Origin of the sequence: Flavilitoribacter nigricans DSM 23189 = NBRC 102662 (assembly GCF_002646595.1) — a bacterium.
In the GTDB taxonomy this organism is placed as follows: domain Bacteria; phylum Bacteroidota; class Bacteroidia; order Chitinophagales; family Saprospiraceae; genus Flavilitoribacter; species Flavilitoribacter nigricans.
In genome coordinates this window covers 60,695-80,863 of sequence record NZ_PDUD01000026.1, presented here as the reverse complement: position 1 = coordinate 80,863, position 20,169 = coordinate 60,695, and the positions used below count along the sequence as shown (strand labels likewise).

The window sequence follows — 20,169 nt, the reverse complement described above, 5'->3', positions numbered from 1 at the left end:
CCATTCAATGTGACTGCTTCCGGGCAAAAGATAGTTTTGGTCTGCGTACTGGACTGGGGGCTTGGCCACGCCAGTCGGAGCGTACCGGTGATCGCGGAGCTGTTGCGGCAGGATGCCCGGGTCATTATGGCCGGAAGCGGCCGTGCCGGACGTTTACTGCAAAAAAGCTTCCCGGATTTAAAGTACTATGAATGCCCGGCCTATAAGGTGAATTATCAGGGACGTGACCTCTATCTGAGCATGCTCGGGCAGTTACCCAAGATCTTTCGGGCGGTGTATCTGGAACACCGCTGGCTCCGGCGAATAGTAGCGAAAGAACAGGTAGATGTGGTGATCTCCGATAGTCGTTTTGGTTGTTACCACGCCGCTGTACCCTCGGTGCTCATTACGCATCAACTTAATTTACAGATACACCCTGCATTTTTGTCCCGTACGGTCAACTGGTTTTACCAAAACTGGCTGAAGCGGTTCCGGACGATCTGGATCCCGGATCAGCCCGATGGCCTGAGCGGGGCGCTGTCCTATCCCACTCCGTTTCAGTCGTCGGTTTATATCGGGCTGCTTTCGCGTTTTTCGTCCGGCTCTGCCGCTCCGAAACGGGACCTGCTGGTATTATTGTCCGGTCCTGAACCCCAACGTAGCCGGCTGGAAGCGATCGTGCTCCGGCAGTTGAAAACGATGCCGGAATTAAAGGTGCTGATCGTACAGGGAAAAACGGATGAGGAAACAACTCATCAATTGGGGGAGCGGATGGAATTAGTCAGTTATCTGGCGGGAGCGGCATTAGAGGAAGCGATTCGGACTTCGGCCGTAGTACTTTGTCGATCCGGTTACAGCAGTCTGATGGATCTGGCTACCATGCACAAGCCGGCGATCCTGATCCCGACGCCGGGGCAACCAGAACAGGAATATCTGGCGCAGCGATGCCGCGAAAAGAATTGGGCGGTGGTCCGGACGCAGTCGCAACTGGATATTAGGGAAGCCTTACAGGCTATTCTTCAGCAAAGCATCGGATTCGGAACAGCGCAGACCACCGGACCGGCTATATTACCGGCCATCGTGAAGGATCTCCTGCAATCAACAAGCTGAAATCCTTTTATCCGAATATTCCAGACTTATTTCTTGTTAAACTCATTCATCGTGCGGGCCAGACCGATCGCTCCGAAACTTTTCGCCGTTTCTGCGGCGTATTTCAGGAGCTCCGGCAGGGACTGCCGTTCTTCATCACTCCATTCTCCCAGCACGTAGTTGACCTGTTGCCCCTGATGAAATTCATTGCCGATACCGATGCGTAAGCGGGCGTAGTTATTACCGCCGTTGAGCTGATCAATGTCCTTTAGCCCATTGTGGCCGCCGTCGCTGCCTTTCCCACGGAGTCGCTGTTTGCCGAACGGTAGGTTGAGGTCATCGACGATCACCAGCAGATTTTCTTTATTGATCTTTTCTTTTTGCAGCCAGTAACGTACGGCCTTGCCGCTGCGGTTCATAAAGGTAGAAGGCTTCAGCAGGATATAGGTGCGACCCCGGTGTCGGAAGCGGGCAATGTCCCCCAACTGGTCATTTTTGAACTCCACTTCTGCTTCCCGGGCCAGTTCGTCCACTACGTCAAACCCGATATTGTGGCGGGTTCCGTCGTAATCAGCGCCCATATTGCCCAGGCCAACGATCAAATACTTCATCGGATCCGGTTCTATTTTTTCTTTTGCAAAAAGCCTTTTAAACCAATTCATAGACTATGTGAATCAATATCAACGGGCAACGGCAGACAATGGTTCAAAACCGACCACGGTCTGCCGTCTGGAAGTTTACCGTTACGATCACACGGCTACGCTATGATCGCGCAGCGCATCGTTGAGGGAAGTTTTCTTGTTGGTGCTTTCTTTCCGCTGACCGATGATCAGGGCGCAGGGCACCTGGTATTCGCCGGCCGGGAATTTCTTGGTATAGCTGCCGGGGATCACTACGGAACGGGCCGGTACGCGGCCTTTATAAGTGACGGGTTCGTTACCGCTCACGTCGATGATGCGGGTACTTTGGGTGAGTACCACATTGGCGCCCAGTACGGCTTCTTTCTCCACCCGGACCCCTTCCACGACGATACAGCGGGAACCGATGAAGCAGTCATCTTCAATAATCGTGGGTGCGGCCTGAGGCGGCTCCAGTACACCGCCGATACCAACACCACCACTGAGGTGTACATTGCGACCGATCTGGGCGCAGGAACCGACCGTGGCCCAGGTATCCACCATCGTGCCGCTGCCTACCCAGGCACCGAGGTTGACGTAGCTGGGCATCATGATGGCTCCGGATTCCAGGAAGGAACCGTAGCGGGCAATGGCGTGCGGTACAACCCGGACACCGAGGTCAGCGTAATTCTTTTTCAGCGGGATCTTATCGTGAAATTCAAAAGGGCCGACTTCGATCGTCTCCATTTTGGCGAGCGGGAAGTAAAGGACAACACCTTTTTTTACCCAGTCGTTGACCTGCCAGTTGCCGTCGGCAGTGGGTTCGGCTACCCGGATCTTACCCTTGTCGAGCAATTCGAGTACTTCCTGTACTGCTTCCTGCGTAGCTTTTTCCTGCAGCAGGGAACGGTCTTCCCAGGCTGCCTCTATAGTGGTTCTCAAGTTATCCATGGATCGTTTTATTTGGCGCGAAATTAACAAATCCGGCCGTCAAAACTCCATTTTTACCAACTTAAGTCGGTTCCGGCGTTCACTTGGAACGATAAGGGCATTGGAGCCGGTCTGTAGTGCATCGCGAAAGCGCAGGCGCAGGTCGAGGTTGGCCGTGCTCAGCAGACTGTTCCGGTCGTAGTTGCCGAACCCATTGAGAATATATTCACTGACAGTATTCTCGTATTTGATCTCGTCGTTGAACAGGAAACGCAGGCTACTCGGGGTCTTAAACAGAAAGTAGGAGGAGTAGATCCCGTTGTCGTCCTGGGAATATTGCTTTTTATGGAGAATGGTCTTCCAGTGCACCTCGCCGCTTGGATGAATGGAGGCGATCAGGAGATCATCGAAGTAATAATCTACCATAAAGCGGTTGACATTGTCGATATAGGTGCGGCTGGTACCGCCTCTTTCAAACATGCGATTGCGTTCGCCGATCAGAATGGCACCGCCGTCCCTGCGCAGTACGATCTCCTGGACGCTGATCTCCTGCAGCCCTTTGGCGCGTTTGCCGCGTTTGCCGAGAATGCCCATGAGGGTTTCCTGATCGAATTTTTGAAATTTGAGCGTGGTATTATCCGGTTTGCGCGGATCGACATTCAGGTAAAAGAAACCGGTCGCTTTTCCGAGGTCTCTTTCGGAGTAGAACCCGGATGCCACCAGTCGATCGTTCAGATCATCGTACGTAAAGTAGGCATCATAAGTGAGCATACCCCGGAAGCGGGTATCGAACTTCCGGTATTCATCCGAAGCCCCGTAATAGGAGTGGACTTCATAAAAGTGTTCCTTACGTCGGGATCGGTAATTGTCTTTTTCAATGATCAGCTGCATGTTTCCCTGGTTGTCCACCAGAGCCTGCAACCCATCTTCACTATAGCTGTAATCTTCGGGGGAAAAGCTCTTTTCCCAGAGTAGCTGCATACTGGGCACGTCGAACGACAGGGCCCGCATGATGGATTGTTTCTCCACAAAGAATACCAGGACCTTGGTGCGATCTTCCGACCGGATGAGTTCAAAGTCGGGAGTAAAGAAAAGAAAGCCGTAGTCAAAAACGAGGGTCGAATCCCGCAGATTGGCGCCGGCATCGTATTTGTTCACCTTGAGCAGGGTGTTGCCTTTACGCCGGAAATGATGAAAAACGTAGAAGAACTCATCGTCGGCAACGATACCGAGCGTTTTGGCGGTACGCCGGTCAAATTCCAGTTCCTTACTCCAGTCCAGCTGCATCCGCGGATCAAAACACTGGATCTCGTGTTCCGTAGAGCGATTGTGATACAGGAGAATATTTCCCTTGATCTCACCGACCAATTCATAGGAAACGTCGTTTCGCAGAGGCAGATCTTCCGAAACGAGTATATCCTGGGCCGAAGAAAAAAGAGGTAGTATAAATATGAAGAATATAATTACATTCCGCATTGGCATTCAGTTTTCACGTTTTAGTAAAAATACGAAGAACTCTAAAAAGTTCAATAGGAGCTTTGGGGATAAGTGCAGTAACGGATCTGACAATTCAACGGTTTGGAAATGCAGCCGGTGCTTTCTAATTTTGCCTTTATTTTACAAACGAGAAGTGAGGCTAAGGACAATTGGCGGTCTGACGATGCATCTTTGAAGCGGTAGTTCAATATACTGGGAATTTCGCAGATTGTCATCATGGAAGAAATGACCACTGGTCTCAGGCGGTACGATTGATCGGTGTTTTCACCGATCCTCACATTAATTAACGTTTTTTGCGGTCAATTAGCTTATGAGTAGGAGGAATAAACTGGCCAAGTTTGCGGAACTACTGACATTTCCGAATGTTTACGAAAACTTCGATACGCAGCGCCCGGAACTGGCGGGCCAGCACGGTGCTATTGTCGATCTGAAAGGTCGCTGGAACGAGGACCATTTTCAAAATGAGCAACCCATCACTTTGGAGCTGGCCTGTGGCCGGGGAGAATACTCACTTGGGTTGGGGCGGATGTATCCGGAGCGCAATTTCATTGGTGTGGATATCAAGGGCGCACGTATCTGGAAAGGCGCAAAGATCGCTCTGGCGGAATCGCTGGATAACGTGGCTTTTCTCCGCACCCGCATCGAGATCCTGGATGCATTTTTTGCCGAAGCGGAAGTTGATGAGATCTGGATCACTTTTCCGGACCCCTTCCTCGGCAATAAAAAGATCAACCGCCGGCTGACCTCACCTAATTTTCTGGATATCTACAAACGGGTTCTTTCACCGAAAGGATTGATCCACCTCAAAACGGATGAGATCCAGCTGCACGACTACACCATGGAAGTGCTCCGGGAACGGGACGATATAGAGATCCTGTACGCGGATGATGATATTTACGGAAAGGAGTTGTATCTGCCGGAGCTGGGACTGAAAACCTACTACGAAAACCTGAATATCTCGGACAGCGATACCATCAAATATATTCAATTCAGATTCCGACCCGATTCGGGTAAGGCAGCGGATTAAGAGCCTATCCCAAAACCATCTATGGAACCTCATTTCGTTATTTCCTCCTTCCGTAGCGCTGCAACGCAAATCGAAAATGACTTTGTGAGCACCCAAATCTGGTCATTTTCGACATCAGAAACGGTTGCTGGATAGGCTCTAGAAACCTTCCAACAGATCATCGCGGAACAGCAGGAATTTTTCCCGGCCGGTTTCGAGTTGTTTAACCAGCGTTTGGGCTTCCTGATAGGGCATCGGTTTTTTCGATAGCAGGTTTTCCAGGATCTGGTCGAGAGACTGATCAATAGGCTGAAGTTGTAGTAGCGCCTGCATATTCAGCTGGTTGGGATCATTGATCTTGTTGAGTTCCCGCAACAGGTAAACGATCTCCATCTTGAACTGAATGGCCTTTCGCAGCAATTGCAAATGCGGCAGGGCCAGTTTACGGTCTTTCCATTTTTCCCGCACCGATTCTACCAGGCGGTCGAAGGCCTTCTCAAAATTCTCTTTTTGCCGGGCGTTGTAGAAAGGATTGGTATTACCCCCGAATACCTGTTCGTAGAGGTCGTCCCGGTTGATATCATCCCATTCCAGGAGGTGCTCAACAATGCAGGCTTTGAGCAGCAATTTGGAAAAGGAATTACCCAGTTCCTGGAAAATGGCGTTTAAGCCCGTGGCCGTGCCCATTTTTTCCGTATTGGAATTTTTGGCCTGCTCGATAGCCGTTTCCATCAGCTCATCCATGAAGTTCTTATCCTGCAGGAATGCGTAGGGGCCGTCCTGGAAGAAAGTCAGGGTTTCATGCTGACTGATAAAGGGTCCGAAAGGAGTGCCTCCGTTTTCGATCAGGCCGGGTTCCAGTTGCCCAAATGCCCACAGCAGATGCATATCGACCGGCAGGAAACTTTTTCCGATCAGGCTGAACACGTGGTAGATGGCTTCGGTAAGCTGTTTATTGTAATAGCGGTCGGCCAGCTTCTGACTGGCGATCTCCCGGCTGTCCAGCTTTTCGATATAGAATTCCAGGTTGGCATAATCACGGGCAGAGATCAACAATTGGTCGTCTTCGGCAAACTGTTGGGCTTTCAGCCAGTCATCCAGATCGATAAACGCCATATGGAGGTTCTGGCTGGTACCATCTCCCTCTATGTACTGAGAAATGCCGTAGGGTGGAAGCAGGTTGAAAAATATGCTGGTCGACTGGTTGACCTGCATTTCCTGACGTTCTACTTCCAGCGGGCGGTCATTTTCATCAAAAAACCGCAGTTCTTCAATCGGTATGCCGGGATGGATATAGGGCAGGAAACGGTGGCCAATGATCAGTTGTCGGTCCTCCAGTTCGTACGGTGTCAGGCGAACGCGGAAGGAGCATTCCGCAAAAAGGCTTTCCCGGCTGACAACGGTCTCTGCATGGCGATTTACGGCCTGATTGGTGTTACCCGATTGGAGGAGGTAATGTTCCAGGGTTTGACCGAGGAGAGCGCGATCGAGTTGTGCTTTGTGCTCATCCGGAATTGCATTATAGATGTGATCAAATGTTAATGTCTCTCCGGTCGCTAAGATCTTTTTCAAGGCTTTGTTGAGCCTACTCATGTGATTATTTCTTTGCGGAAAAATACGAAAATTGCCGGAAGTAGCTCGGTGGCTTCGGAGCTTTTTAGAAAATAGAAAAATCGGCCGGCCAGTACCGTGCCAGCGCCCGCTCCAGCGAAAGCTGCGGGCCGGAGGCGTGAAAGCGGTATTCGGGCGGATCTAAGCTTTGGTTTTTCAACCCGGCATCACTCAATCGGCGATCCAGCTGGCGGGCCACGGCGGGAGCCGGATCAATGATCACGGCGGTTTCCGGCAGCAGCCGGCTGATCAGCGGCCGAACGAAGGGGTAATGGGTGCACCCCAGCACGAAGGTATCCGCGCCGCTTTCGAGCATGGGGTCCAAAATACTGCGGAGCAGCGCTTCCGTAGCGGGCGATTCGGTTTCACCCGCTTCGATCAATTCTACCAGGCCGACACAGGGATTCTGCAATACCCGGATGCCGGCGGTATAGCGCTCCATTAGCTGGGCGTAACGTTCGCTTTTGAAGGTGCCGGCGGTGGCCAGTATACCCACCACGCCACTGTGGGTAGCTTCGGCTGCGGGTTTAACTGCGGGTTCCATACCCACGATAATAACGTCCGGAAAGCAATCCCGCAGGTAGGAAAGGGCTGCTCCGGAAGCGGTATTGCAGGCCACTACAATAGCCTTGCACTGCAGCTGGAGCAGTTGTTCCGTGATGTCGAGACTATACTGACGGATACTACTCAGCGATTTTTGACCGTAGGGAATGTGCGCCGTATCGGCAAAATAGAGGATGGATTCCTGGGGGAGACGTTCTAAAATAGCATTGGCGACCGTGAGGCCGCCAATGCCGGAGTCAAAAACTCCTATAGCTTGATCCATTGTTGTTTCCGTTGAGGACACTTTGGATGGATATAAGATGTAGCGGAGCTACACCGGTATATTACATATTCAACTTGGCTTTCACCATGCTGCTTACATCTTGAGATTCTTCGAAATAAAGCAATACGCCCTGCTCGAAAATAAACTGGAAGCCATTTTCTTTAGCTACGTCGGCAATAGCTTTATTTACTTTTTCCAGGATCGGATTGAGTTCGTCAGCCCGTTTTTTCTGGATCTGTTGTACCATGTTCTGCTCATCCTGTTGCAGTTGAGTCTGGCGATCCTGCAGCTTTTTAGCTTCTTCCTCCTGTTGTTTGGGGGAAAGTTCACCGCGTTCAACTTTTTGCTGGATGGCAACGTAATCCTGTTGCAGTTTGGTCAGGCCGTCCTGAAGCTTTTTCTCGAGTTGTTTCTGGAGCGCTTCCAGGTTGGCTTCTGCTTGTTTAACATCTGGCATTTCCGCCAGTATCGCCTGAGAGTTGACGTAACCGAATTTCTGGGCTTGCAGGCTGATGACAGCAAAGCACATAACAGCGATCAGGCTACCAACTTTAAAGATCTTATTCATTTTCAATGCTTTTTTGTTTTAAGTTGTCTCAAAAACGGCTGCAAAACTACAGCTTTTCTTTGATTTACAGTATGTTCAATTAAATAAGACACGAAATATTGCGCCTTTATTTAATACGGTTAAAAAATTATTTGAGTTTGTTGAGGATATCAGTGGTCTTATCGTACTCCGAGTTGGAGAAGATCATCCCACTGGCGCTGGATTTATCGAAGATGAAATCATAGCCTCTTTCCTGAGCGTAAGATTCGATTGCAGCGTAAACCCGGTCCTGGATTGGACGTACCAGGCCCTGGCGACGTTTGAACAGCTCGCCATCCGGTCCGAAACGATCTTTCTGCAACTCGCGTACTTCCTTCTCTTTATCCATGATCTGCTCTTCCCGCTGACGGCGGGCCTCGTCGCTCAGTAGCACTTGTTCAGCCTGGTATTTATTGTACATACCTTTGATGACATCGTATTCCTGGGCGATTTCCTGCCGCCATTGGGCCGCCAGATTATCGAGTTGAGTCTGAGCATTTTGGTATTCTTCAATACTCTCCAATATTTTATTGACATCCACGATCGCGATACGTTGCGCATAGGTGGCCAGTGACACAAATAGTACAAGTACCAGGGTAGAAGTCAATTTTTTCAGATTAGCCTTCATGATGTTAGTTGATTTTTAAATGAGGAAAAAGCTTTCCAAGCTCAAATTTAAGGTTTTATCATTCCTTGTTCACTTCTTTGGACTCATGAAGCCTTTTCGTGTCACAGCCGATGAAAAACCTCTAGAATTTGCCTTGCTTGTAACATTTTAATAATGAACGATTTACGTGTGGTTTTGCGCTGTTGGTGCCCCCTCTGTTTAACTAATGTTTAACGGGAAGCTTAAGATCCTTAACGACAAAACTCCGGAAAGCTCATGTACTGGCTAATTTTTAACGACACACGAAACTCGCCCTAAAGACAGAACACAGAGGCAGTTAGGTTGGTTAAACAGATAAAAAAATTGCAAAAAAATTAATACGATATGAACCCTTTATTGAAAACCGGATGGCTTGCCCTTCTTTTTATGGTCTTTACCTACAGTAGCTGTGGAACAGGGCAGGGAATCAACTTATTTTCACCCGAGCAGGACATCGAACTGGGCAGACAGGTAAAAGAGCAGATCCTCAGTGATCCCCAACAATATCCCGTACTGGCGGAAAGAGGAAATGAGAAATTGTACAACTATGTACGCGGCATTACCGCAAAGATCCTCAATTCCGGACAGGTAGCTTACCGCAATGAATTTGCCTGGGAAGTGTATATCATCAAAGACGATGATGTGCTTAACGCTTTCGCGACCCCCGGTGGATATATTTTTGTTTATACCGGCCTGATCAATTTCCTGGACTCGGAGGATCAGTTGGCGGGAGTACTGGGCCACGAGATCGCTCACTCCGCCCTCCGTCACTCCACCCAGCAAATGACCAAAGCCTACGGACTGAGCGCACTGGTGTCGATCGTAACGGGTAGTTCCGATCCCGGCATGCTGGAACAGATCGCCTTGAGTCTGATCTCTCTGAAGTTTAGCCGTGGTGCAGAAACCGAAGCGGATATGTATTCCGTAGATTACCTCTGTCCTACCGAGTATCGTGCCGACGGTGCCGCCGGATTTTTTATCAAAACCCAGGATCAGCCTACCCCGCCCGAATTCCTGAGTACGCACCCTAACCCCGCTAACCGGGTACAAAAGATCCAACAGCGTGCTTCACAACTGGATTGCCGCGGACAGGCCGACTAATTTATACCGTCTACCGCTTATATCTATAAGATGCGGGTCTGACAAAAAAAAAGATGGGATAGCCAACACATTGACTATCCCATCTTTTTTTATATCCGTCGACTTGGCCTAACGCATCCAGACATCCCGCTGCGGGAATGGGATAGTAATGTTATTCTCGCGGAACAAGCGGTCCGTTTCGAACCGCATATCACTTTTGACATCCTCGATGCGGATGAATTCCTTGGACCAGAACAGTAGCTCAAAATCAAGCGAAGAATCCCCGAAATTGATAAACCGGACAAAGGGTGCCGGCCGCTTCAGCGCTTTGGGATGTTCCTGCGCGACCTGCAGCAGTATCTTTTTTACGAGTGCAGTATCCGATCCGTAGGCCACCCCGACCGAGATCCTGAACCGGGCTTTATCTTCATCGTGACTCCAGTTGACCACCGAGTCGCCGATCAGCTTGGAGTTGGGCACGATAATGGTCATGTTATCGCGGGTTTCTACCAGGGACGTTCTGACGCCGATCCGCCGCACGGTACCAACCGTACCTCCTACATCCAGCACATCACCGACCTCAACTGATCTTTCCGACAACAGAATGATACCGCTGATCAGATCGTTAAAGGTCTGCTGCAGCCCGAGACCGATACCCACAAGTAAGGCTGCGGCACCACCGAGCAGAATGGTCAGATCGATACCGATCGCTCCCAGGGCATACAGAATGGCGATGACGTATAAAAAGTACTTGAACAGCTGATTGATCGCGTACTGGGAACCGATGTTGATCTCTTTTCGCTGGTAGTAGGGGAAAAGAAAAACTTCGGTAAATATCAGGACAAAAAGCCGGGCGATCAGCAGGATCAAAATGGCAGAGATGATCTTGGTCACACCAATATTGATCGTATCCGAATTTTCGCCGGAGCCCACCTGAAAACTTTCGGAAAGGAAACTGTCCAGATTGAAAACGTAGGCCATGAACAGGATCGCGAGCGTGTAGACCACCGGCTGCACAATGCGCTTGGCCGGCCGCACTAGGCGGGGCTGATCAAAATTGATGGCGATCCGCTGGATGGCCTCTCGTCGTTTCTGGAAATTCCGGTTGAGTATGTGTAGCAGTATCCAGTCGAGCAATCTGGCAATAGAAAACAGTAATATGGTGAACAGGATCGTCGAGATCCAGATACCCCGGCGGCGGGCGTCGCGTTCAATGATCTGCTCCGGACCACCGTCTTCCTCCTGTAAACCGGTAGAATTATCAGTCTGATTTACCGATGGGGTCGTTACTTCCGCAGGGATCGGCTGGCCCGCCGGCGGGTAGAGCCGGTAATCCAGCCCGGTGGTGATCATGACCAGGATCAGGCCCAGCAGAAAAAAACAGAGCTGTACCAGGCGGCGGGTGCGCTGCTTTTCAGCGTCCTGCACATCTTCTTTCCGGAAATAGATGGGCAGCCATTTTCCGAGCAGGGAACGGTACAGAAATGCCATACCGGCAAGCAGGATGATCATCAGGATCAGGTTACCTACCGTGACACTAATATCCGAAATGGAGAATAATTCAAAACGTAAAATCCCGTTCAAATCCATGGCGCAAATAGATGTTCATGCGGCTTTTGGGGCAGACCGTCATCATTATGGACTCGCCGGAGCAGATTGGTCACTGCGAAGTCCCGTCGTGCCGGTACTGCCTTACGAAAATGAAAGTACGGATATTTTTCCACTGTCAGATCCGTATTCATTGAAGTGAGCTAAAGTACGAACTTTACACCGAGCAAAGTGTAATATTTTTAATTCTGTTTTCAGTAGAAGAAAGCCCGGTAAAAGGAATTACCTTTGTGCCGGCTAAGCATCAGTACATTACCCGATACTATAATCCAAGCATGCCAGTTACATGATACGTTCTATCGCTCAGATAATATCTTTGGTTTTCCACCCGCTGCTGATCGTTACCTATATGCTGGTAACCCTGCTGCTGATCAATCCTTATTTATTCGGCGTAAACAGCATCAGCGATCCAACCAGCAAGGAATTGATCCTTCGCGTCTTTCTTTCCACTTTTTTCATTCCGGCCTTTTCGGTCGCCATGCTGCGTTTCCTGGGCCTAATCGATTCGATCGAGATGAAGACCAAGGAAGAGCGGATCGGGCCGTATATTATTACCGGCGTATTTTATCTCTGGATGTTGCGCAATTTCTGGGATAACAGCAATGTGCCGACCGTCTTTACCAGTCTGATGCTGGGTACTGTGATCGGATTGTTCATCGCTTTCTTCTTCAATATCTTTACCAAGATCAGTGCACATGCCGTTGGAATGGGCGGACTGATGGCCACGGCCGTGATCTCTATGCTGCTCTTTCGTTATGATACCTTTGTGGTCAATTCCACCATCCTGGGCACTTTTGAGCTGAGCCTGGTCACCTTACTAATGGCTTTCATCTTTCTGGCCGGGTTGGTCGGTACGGCGCGGCTGATCCTTTCTGCCCACGTTCCGCGCGAATTATACAGTGGCTACATTGTGGGTTTCTGTTCGCAGTTCCTGGCCCTGCGCTTTCTGTTTTTGTAAGATCTGGAACATTAGTCGGTGATTTTGTAAACATATGATTTTCAGAATCCTTATCTTAAGGTGAGGTTTGCCGAAGTTTTGCCCGGTGTGGCAGTAGCGGCAGCCCGGATCACAGTTTACCTTAATCCCCGACACCCATGCGAAGCTTATTGACTATCTGTTCGATCTTTATCCTTCCCTTTTCCTTATCGGCGCAGGAAGAACCGGTGCAGGACTATTACATCTTTAGTATTTACTTCGGTGGGGGCAGCCACTACATAGACTCCGAACAGGAACAGGAGTTGTACAAATGGCTCAACGGAATTCCCGGGGTGGAGCACCACCAGATCAGTGTACACAGTCATACGGATGATATCGGTTCCAAACAATACAACGCCTGGTTATCCCAGATGCGCAGTGAATCGGCTATCGAAAAACTGATGAATCACGGGATCAATCCCGACCACATTTCCATTGAAGATTTCGGAGAGCTCAATCCGGTATACGATAACAGTACCTGGGAGGGTAAATTGAAAAACCGACGGGTAGATATCATTGTCAAACCTCTGGCTTTGTAGCACTTTCACTTAATCTGTATTAGAATGGGACGGCCGTGGGGGCGGTCTTGGTTGTGGGCATTATCAAAAACTTTTGACCCCGGCTTCAATTTCTCCCCTTCTTAATTCGTTTACCATGAGATGAGCCTGCCGGGTAGGTTCCGGAATGCGAAGGCCCCGGCTGCAGTGCAGCGCAATTTCCAGGCTTTGTTCCATGCTGACCCTATGCCCCGGGGATACCCAGACCGGTTTTACCTGATCCCGGCTGCGCAGAACATACCCTATTTTTTCGCCCTGATCTATGATATTACTGAAACTACCTCTTTTCGGACCCGGTTCTTCGTAAGTTCCGGTCAGGTGATTTTTGGCGATGCCAATGCAGGCTTGGCCACTGATCAGCCCAAAGTGGGTGGCAACCCCCAAACGGCGGAAGTGATTGATCCCATGACCATCCATGGCCAGGATATCGGGTTTTTCTTCCAAGGCCTCCCAGGCGGCGTAAAGCGAAGGGATTTCCCGAAAAGAAAGTAGGCCGGGGATGTACGGGAATCTCATTTTGTCTATTATTGTAGATCGGCAAATTGGTTCCATGGTCTCGTAGTCGAGTACAATTATCCCCGCATAAATGGTATCGTCGTTTTTGTTATAAGAAATATCTGCCCCGGCAATTTTTTGGATGGGACCCGGGAAAGGGCGTATATCTATTTTTTCCTTTAATTCCTTTTGGAGTTGTATCGCTTCTGCAGGTGTGAGGTTCCAGTTCATTAAAAGAAATTCAAATATTGATTCCAGGATCGGGCAAAATGCTAATATGAGAAATATACTACTACTTTTGATAATACCGGCCGCAATTCTTCTTACGACCTCTTTCCGGCCGACGGTGGGTGGAAAAAAGGAGGCCTACCGCAATTATTACGTCGGTACTTTTTATTTTCAGGAAGGGCAGCTCGGTAGTGCGGTCCGGAGTTTTCGCCGGGCATACGCAGCGGTACCGGATGAATATAACTTTGCTCTGGCACTGGCTCTGGCGCTCGGCCGGGACGGGCAGGTAGACCAGGCGCTTTCCGTTCTGCAGGAAGGGGCGATCTACCTGGGCCCCAACGATCCGGATCACCTCAAAAAGATCGCTCTGCGGCATTTCGTCAGCGGCATGGCTCACTGTTATTCGGAAAATTACGACCAGGCGATCTCCTCCCTGAAATCGGCAATCAGTCTCCTGGAAAGCATGAAGGAACCCAAGTTGCTGAGTATCGTTTACAATACCCTCGGTTATGCGGCTTTGCTGGATCAGGGAAATAACGCGCACAAATCCAAAGACCGTCCCGAGCACATCCACATTCACCGCCGGGATATGGAGCGGAACCTGGATCATTTTGCCGCCGCTCTGCAGCAGGACGGCTCCAACGAAGCGGCGCGCTACAATTACGAAATGCTTTGTGATTCTTTGGATATCACACCGGTTGATTATCCGCGTACGGCAGCCGCCGGCAGTGGGGATCTGGCCAATTACGGCAATATACCGGCCAACATTTATACCCTACTGGACTTTACGCCCTACGACGAAGTGGTCTTCCTGCTGGATATTTCGGGCTCGATGGTCATGGAGAAAGTAACCTGCGTGGATGAAGATCGCTTTCGGGTGATGAAGGAAACGGCTATGTATATGTTTCAGAAAATTCCGGAAGAAAAAGCGCTCGGCATCGGAACCATCGGGGGGGATTGTGGTACGGTTCCCCGATTATGGCATCCGGTAGGAGCTCTGAGTCGGAAGGACTTTCGTTACGCCCTGGATTTTCTGGTGCCGGACGGTACGACGCCCCTGCTCAATATTTTGATGGACTCCCCGGATCTGTTCTCGGACAATCCGGAAACGAGCAAATCCATTTTTCTGGTTAGCGACGGAGCCAATATCTGTAAGATCGGAAATACCGATATTTGCGAATGGGCGGACAACCTGGCCAACCGCCAGATCAGTATCAATATCCTCACCTTTTTGAACGCCGACCTCAGCAATACCAATGCTTTTGCTGAATATACCTGTCTGGCCCAGAATACTTTCGGTGAGTTGATCTACATCGACGCCAATCGCTGTAATGCCCGCCCGTTTGCTTTCAATCTGGTGGAGCAGTGTCCTTTATTCCTGCCCAAGCTGGAAAAACTGAATTGTCTGGGGCCGGCAGTAAAAAACCTTTGGGGGGTATACAAATAGATCAGTCAACGGCACCCAACGCAATGGCTTTTTCGAGCATCTGGTAAAAGGGTGAAGTGAATAATCCGGCGTTTTGCTGCTGTATTTTATCCGCCTCCGTTTCGTTATGCATCGCTTTGGCCAGCGCCCAGCGAATGGCCGTTCCGGTCTTTGGACTATCGTACTGATTGATGGCCAGATCGCTGAGCTCTTTTTCCGACATGAGCTGAAAACCCAGGACTGTCTCCAGGCTGTTTCGCAGCGGGAACTGGCGGGTATACTCCAGGAGGCGATTGCGGGCTTCCCGGGCAGCCGCCGGTTTCCCGGTCTGATCGTAAGCGTAGGCAAGGAGGTGATCCGCCAGTCGTTCGTCGGGATTGTAGGGTTTGCCAACGCCCAGCCGTTCGGGCCACTTTTTGTATGATTCCAGCGTGCGAATGGCCGACGGGTATTGCTTCGCTGCCAGTTGCTCCAGCGCCCGTCCCAGATGAGCCCACTCGTACAAGCGGCGACTTGCGGATGCGCCTTCGAAGGGTAGTACCTCCAGGGTTTGCAGGATCGTTAGGGCGGGTTCGTATTGTTGGTTCTCCAGCAGTGCCCGAACGTGATCCATGCCCAGGGTATAGTTATCGGGAAACTGATCGTAGGCGTCCGTACTTACGGATAGCGCTTCCGCAAATTTTCCCTGCCGGAAATAAAACTGGATCAGCTCGTGCCAGGTGCGCCAGCTATCCGATTGCAGCTCCCGCGCTCGCAGCAGGTCTTCCCGGGCTTTATCGGCACTGGTACTTTCCCGTACATTAGCGCGGGTGAGGTAGAAGAAGGGATAATCCGGGGTGTTGCCGAGGTTTTCCAGTAATTCGACGGCCTTTTCGGTTCTTCCTTTCCCCCAGTAGTTCAGTGCCAGGTAGTAGGCGAATTTCCAGTCCTGGTGATTGGTCCGGGCCCATTCCAGGGCTTCCAGGCTCTCCCGGCGAAAGGGGAATACCAGTTCGGGAGACTGGTTGGCTACTGCAGCCAATGCCTGTGGATCATCTTGCAGGAAAGCTTGCCAAATATTAACCAGAACGCTGGAAGGCGCCAGCTCCAAAACGGATAATGCGGCTTCCTTTTGCCCCAACTGATGGTATTGCAGTGCGAGTTCGAGATAGGTCTGCTCCGGCAATTCATTCCGGATGTTCCCGGTGAACCGTTGCTTACTACTGGCCTGACCGTCCAGCAGGTATTGTTCAAAGTAACTAAAATGAGAAAGCGGATCCATTTCCAGTAAAGTCATAACCGTTTCCTGGGCTGCCTTTTCTTGTCCGGATGTCCGCTGGGCTACCGCGAGGGTTTGCCGGGCCTGCATATTAAAACGGTTGAAGTCCAGAGCCTGTCGGGCGTAGCGAATGGCTTCTCCGGCTTGTTGTTCAGCGAGCAATATCCCGGCCATGATGCCGTAGGCGGCCGAACGGTATTCCATCGAGCGGGCGGCCCAGCCCAGCGCTTCTTTGGCATTTATGAAGTCTCCCTGGGCCTGAAAGAGTATTCCAGCCACGTAATTTGCTCCGGGATGATAGGTGTCAATGGAAAGCGCCCGCAGTGCCGGTTCCAATCCACGGTCGTAAAGCCCCTGACGATAGTATAGCTCGGCCAGTGCGGCCAGCGCTTCCAGGTGGGCCGGATTGTCTTCCAGACAGGCTTTCAGGCTTTTTTTCGCCTTATCGTATTCCCGGAAGTCCATCCATTCCATACCGGCGCGATAGTGGAGCTCCGACGGCGGCGTATCGGGTAATGCAGGCTTTTGAAAAGGGCGCTTGAGTTTCAACTTTTGGGGATCACTGTCGTAATCCAGCCCCATACCATCTACGGTGACCCGGAAACCCTGCTCCGAAGTCGGCCAGTCTATGCTTTCCCGGAAAATACCCATGGGAGGCAGGGCTATCTCTTTTTCCAGAACTTTCCGGTCACCCGCAAAAACGCGGAGCGTGCCCGCAGCCTGTTCCAGGGCGTTGATGCCGATCTGCATTTTCCCGTCAACCGGTTCGATATGCAGGACGGCACTGGGAGATACATCCGTCAGTCCCCCGATAGCCTTGACCGGAAACCAGCGTTCCTGCCACTGGTCGGTGGAATGGGGTGGGAAAACCGCCTGGGTAACGGGATTGCCATCACTCCCGGGCGAATATTGATTGAACAGCCGTCCGGCCTGAAACTCGATGTACTGGCCATCCGTATCGGTGAGCAGATCTTCCCAAATACCTCCGTTGCGGGCCAGCGACCAAAGCCAGAGTTTCTGGCCGGGCATCTCGTCGTACGGCGACCAATGGCCGAAGCCGTAGCCCTGATCGTGGTAATATCCGCCGAAAAAATCATTGTATTCTCCTACGACGTGGTAGGACTTGTGGGATAAAAAATCGTTCTCTTTGTATTCGGCAATGTGGCGGCCGTATTCAGTTGGCCACGGATGCGGATCGCCGCCGTGTTCGAGGTACTGGTCGCCGGGGCAGTAGAATTCCAGATCGTCGGTTGCGAAAGCGGCTCCGGTCATCCAATTGTAGTAGGACTGGTGCAAAGCCGTGGGGTTGTACCAGAGGGCGCGGGTTTCAAAATAGGCTTTGTCTTTGGGCAAATTGATCTTCACGCGCCACTGCGTGCGGGAGGCGAGGTCCATATTGCCCACCCAGCAGCTCACGCTTCCGTCCTCTTCCTGCACAATTTTGTAATCTACGGGTGTCGCCGTGGAAGGATGGTGACCGATAATGCCGAAGTTGAATTCAATACCCCCGGAAGTCCACGGTCCGCGCATGGCAATATTGCGAAATTTCATCACTTCGTTCCGGTAGATAAATTCCTCGCCGGTTGATTTCTCCCGGGCGCCCCACACTTTACCACCTACCTCCGGAAGTACCCACACATCCAGATAGTCATTTTCGAGATGGACGACGTTCCAGTCCTGGTCTTGGCCACCCGGCGTGTAGCCCTCGTATTTGAAGTAGGGATAGATCTTAGGATTCGATACCAGGATCGGCACCGGATCGGGATCGGAGAAAGGGTAGGTGGTCAGGGCGGTTTGTTCACTGCTGATCGTCGCTCGTTGACTCCACAGAGAGGTATGGAGCATTAAGGATACGGACAGCAGGAAGAACATTCTAAGAGCTTGCATCGCAGGTGGTTTTAGATGGCGATTGGAATTCATTAAGATAAGCAATTTACAGAGGGTGCGTGTGCGTACACAGTATTTTTTATAGGAGCGTTTGGGGTATTCGGTAATTGCGTTAACTGCTAATGTCGGATAATGTGGGGAGCGCTTTCATCTGATGAGAGAACCGGGTAGGAACCTGACTCAGGAAGTACAGCTTGGGCGCTGTCGCTTCCCGCAAGACGCCTGAAGCGCATTTATTATTGCAAAGTTTAGCGGATCACTCTACCAATAGTAATTCCCCGAAAGAGGAGGGGATATGAAAGTCCGGTTTTTCCGAATCGGGCATGACCCAACTGATCCAGCGTACTTCCGTTTCGTCCTTGTCAACTCGCCGGTAATCTCCCCGAAACAGGCCGGCCTTCAGCAGATGGTCATCCTGATAGAGACCCAACTGCCGCAGCGATTCCAGGCTGATCGAACCTTCCACCCAGTAGCCGTCAGCATCGGTGGAGGCTTTGAGTTGCAGGTGCCCATCGGGCCAGTCCCAGTCGTAATCCACGTTCCGGTAGTAGATCCCTTTTGTATCCAGTACCCGGCCCAGCGCATCCATTTCGAGCGCGTGGTATGGATCCATGCGGTCATCCGCTTTGAAAAATATTTCCACCCGGTCGGAATCGACCACATCCCGTTCACCTAAACCTTCCTGTTTGCTGATGATCTCCGGATCGAGGGCCCGGTACAGAAAATAGAAGTGGTTATCATCCCAGAGCGCCCGGAAAGTGGTAGCCGGCGCCGTCTCGCTTCTCCAGGGGAAAGTGAAATCGCTGAGCGCAACGGCTGATTCCCAGATCTGGTCGGTACCCATGCCGCTTAACTGCACGGGACGGTCTGCTTTTCTGACCTCGTATCGTTTCATGTTGTCGGATTGGCAGGCAGCTATTGACAGGATCAATATGCTGACTAAAATATGAGCAATAGGGTGATGGTGCATACCGTCTTTGACTTTTAATGGCGATGATTAGGGAGCGGTTATCGGCTGATCTTTTGGGTCTAAACTACTAAACCTTCGGTTCCACATAGTTTCGGTTGAACAACATAATCGTCTTTCCTCCATCCACATAGATGGTTTGTCCGGTAATGGACCGGCTGAGCTCCGAAAGCAAAAATGCCGCCGTATTACCACAATCAACCGGTTCGATAAAGTGGTGCAGCGCCTGTTGATCATCTTTAAATTCCCGGGCCCACGCTTCCGGATCATCGGCCCATTTACGGATCAGATCAAAGTTTTGCTCGGCGTGCACATACCCGGGACCGATCGCATTACAGCGAATACCGTACCGGCCCAGCTCAAAGGCGATCGCCCGGGTGAAACCCTCCACCGCCGCTTTGGAAGAAGCATAGGTGGAATAGTTCGGTTGACTAGCGAATCCATGTACGGACGATACATTGACGATATTACCCGGAATCCGATGGGCTAAAAGCTGCCGCACAAAATATTTACTGACCAGCCACATGCCCTTCACATTAACACTGTACAGCCGGTCGAATTCCCATTCTTCAATATCCTGCACGGCTTTGGTTAGACCCACGCCGGCATTATTGACCAGGCCGTTGATCGGGCCCAGTTTTTCCGCAATGGTCCCGAACATCCGTTTCACCTGGGCCTCGTCGGTAATGTCGGCCTGGACAGGAAGGGCATTGCGGTATTTTTTGACGGCCTGCTCCGCTTTCTCCGATTCCTTTTCATTGATGATCAGCGTGGCACCAAACTGATCCAGTGCTTCGCAGACCCCGGCTCCGACCCCTACTCCACCTCCCCCGGTGACCAGCACTTTTAAATGACTTAGATCCAAGATGCTTCATTTTGTTGGTGTCTGCCGGCGACCAG

At 50.9% G+C, this 20,169-nt stretch carries 18 protein-coding genes; 6 read left to right on the top strand and 12 right to left on the bottom strand.

What is annotated here, in order from left to right:
- Positions 1-36: 36 nt before the first annotated feature.
- Entirely contained in the window at positions 37-1,089 is a 1,053-nt protein-coding gene (locus CRP01_RS22035) for a glycosyltransferase (RefSeq protein ID WP_099152277.1), read from the top strand.
- 26 nt (positions 1,090-1,115) lie between these two features.
- On the opposite strand, the gene pth is transcribed toward CRP01_RS22035, so the two are convergent.
- From pth to CRP01_RS22020, 3 genes are all read right to left on the bottom strand, one after another.
- The gene (gene pth / locus CRP01_RS22030; protein ID WP_099152276.1) at positions 1,116-1,679 is read right to left on the bottom strand and encodes an aminoacyl-tRNA hydrolase; all 564 of its coding nucleotides are present in this window, start codon (positions 1,677-1,679) and stop codon (positions 1,116-1,118) included.
- Positions 1,680-1,817: 138 nt separating this feature from the next.
- A complete protein-coding gene (locus CRP01_RS22025; RefSeq protein WP_099152275.1) occupies positions 1,818-2,636 on the bottom strand; it encodes a 2,3,4,5-tetrahydropyridine-2,6-dicarboxylate N-succinyltransferase in 819 nt (272 codons plus the stop codon).
- A gap of 39 nt (positions 2,637-2,675) precedes the next feature.
- Complete coding sequence (locus CRP01_RS22020; RefSeq protein WP_099152274.1) at positions 2,676-4,091, bottom strand: hypothetical protein; 1,416 nt, start codon at positions 4,089-4,091, stop codon at positions 2,676-2,678.
- 331 nt (positions 4,092-4,422) lie between these two features.
- On the opposite strand from CRP01_RS22020, the gene trmB reads away from it, so the two are divergent.
- Complete coding sequence (trmB, locus tag CRP01_RS22015) at positions 4,423-5,139, top strand: tRNA (guanosine(46)-N7)-methyltransferase TrmB (RefSeq protein WP_099152273.1); 717 nt, start codon at positions 4,423-4,425, stop codon at positions 5,137-5,139.
- A 138-nt stretch (positions 5,140-5,277) separates the two neighbouring features.
- Here the strand turns inward: trmB and CRP01_RS22010 are convergent, their stop codons facing one another.
- The 4 genes from CRP01_RS22010 to CRP01_RS21995 form a co-directional block, all read right to left on the bottom strand.
- Complete coding sequence (locus CRP01_RS22010; protein ID WP_099152272.1) at positions 5,278-6,711, bottom strand: hypothetical protein; 1,434 nt, start codon at positions 6,709-6,711, stop codon at positions 5,278-5,280.
- Positions 6,712-6,775: 64 nt separating this feature from the next.
- Entirely contained in the window at positions 6,776-7,555 is a 780-nt protein-coding gene (gene murI / locus CRP01_RS22005) for a glutamate racemase (RefSeq protein ID WP_099152271.1), read from the bottom strand.
- 61 nt (positions 7,556-7,616) lie between these two features.
- Entirely contained in the window at positions 7,617-8,123 is a 507-nt protein-coding gene (locus tag CRP01_RS22000; protein ID WP_099152270.1) for an OmpH family outer membrane protein, read from the bottom strand.
- Between the two features lie 127 nt (positions 8,124-8,250).
- Positions 8,251-8,769 carry an OmpH family outer membrane protein gene (locus tag CRP01_RS21995; protein ID WP_099152269.1) on the bottom strand — a complete coding sequence of 173 codons (519 nt, stop codon included), beginning with the start codon at positions 8,767-8,769 and terminating at the stop codon, positions 8,251-8,253.
- A 363-nt stretch (positions 8,770-9,132) separates the two neighbouring features.
- Between CRP01_RS21995 and CRP01_RS21990 the strand changes: the two genes are divergently transcribed.
- Positions 9,133-9,888, top strand: a complete 756-nt coding sequence (locus tag CRP01_RS21990) for a M48 family metallopeptidase (RefSeq protein WP_099152268.1) — start codon at positions 9,133-9,135, stop codon at positions 9,886-9,888.
- Between the two features lie 108 nt (positions 9,889-9,996).
- Here CRP01_RS21990 and CRP01_RS21985 read toward each other — a convergent pair whose 3' ends face one another.
- Complete coding sequence (locus CRP01_RS21985; protein WP_099152267.1) at positions 9,997-11,457, bottom strand: mechanosensitive ion channel family protein; 1,461 nt, start codon at positions 11,455-11,457, stop codon at positions 9,997-9,999.
- Between the two features lie 304 nt (positions 11,458-11,761).
- Here CRP01_RS21985 and CRP01_RS21980 point away from each other — a divergent pair, with 304 nt between their 5' ends.
- Complete coding sequence (locus CRP01_RS21980; protein ID WP_099152266.1) at positions 11,762-12,433, top strand: hypothetical protein; 672 nt, start codon at positions 11,762-11,764, stop codon at positions 12,431-12,433.
- Between the two features lie 137 nt (positions 12,434-12,570).
- On the top strand, positions 12,571-12,990 hold the full coding sequence (locus tag CRP01_RS21975; RefSeq protein WP_099152265.1) for an OmpA family protein: 420 nt from the start codon (positions 12,571-12,573) through the stop codon (positions 12,988-12,990).
- 63 nt (positions 12,991-13,053) lie between these two features.
- Here the strand turns inward: CRP01_RS21975 and nfi are convergent, their stop codons facing one another.
- On the bottom strand, positions 13,054-13,734 hold the full coding sequence (nfi, locus tag CRP01_RS21970) for a deoxyribonuclease V (RefSeq protein WP_099152264.1): 681 nt from the start codon (positions 13,732-13,734) through the stop codon (positions 13,054-13,056).
- 46 nt (positions 13,735-13,780) lie between these two features.
- Here nfi and CRP01_RS21965 point away from each other — a divergent pair, with 46 nt between their 5' ends.
- Positions 13,781-15,178: a vWA domain-containing protein gene (locus tag CRP01_RS21965; RefSeq protein WP_099152263.1), complete on the top strand. Its 1,398-nt coding sequence runs from the start codon at positions 13,781-13,783 to the stop codon at positions 15,176-15,178.
- 1 nt (position 15,179) lies between these two features.
- Here the strand turns inward: CRP01_RS21965 and CRP01_RS21960 are convergent, their stop codons facing one another.
- From CRP01_RS21960 to CRP01_RS21950, 3 genes are all read right to left on the bottom strand, one after another.
- Complete coding sequence (locus tag CRP01_RS21960) at positions 15,180-18,302, bottom strand: DUF5107 domain-containing protein (RefSeq protein ID WP_170110489.1); 3,123 nt, start codon at positions 18,300-18,302, stop codon at positions 15,180-15,182.
- A 256-nt stretch (positions 18,303-18,558) separates the two neighbouring features.
- Positions 18,559-19,197 carry a carbohydrate-binding family 9-like protein gene (locus CRP01_RS21955; protein WP_170110488.1) on the bottom strand — a complete coding sequence of 213 codons (639 nt, stop codon included), beginning with the start codon at positions 19,195-19,197 and terminating at the stop codon, positions 18,559-18,561.
- A 142-nt stretch (positions 19,198-19,339) separates the two neighbouring features.
- On the bottom strand, positions 19,340-20,134 hold the full coding sequence (locus tag CRP01_RS21950; protein WP_170110487.1) for an SDR family NAD(P)-dependent oxidoreductase: 795 nt from the start codon (positions 20,132-20,134) through the stop codon (positions 19,340-19,342).
- Positions 20,135-20,169: the final 35 nt, after the last annotated feature.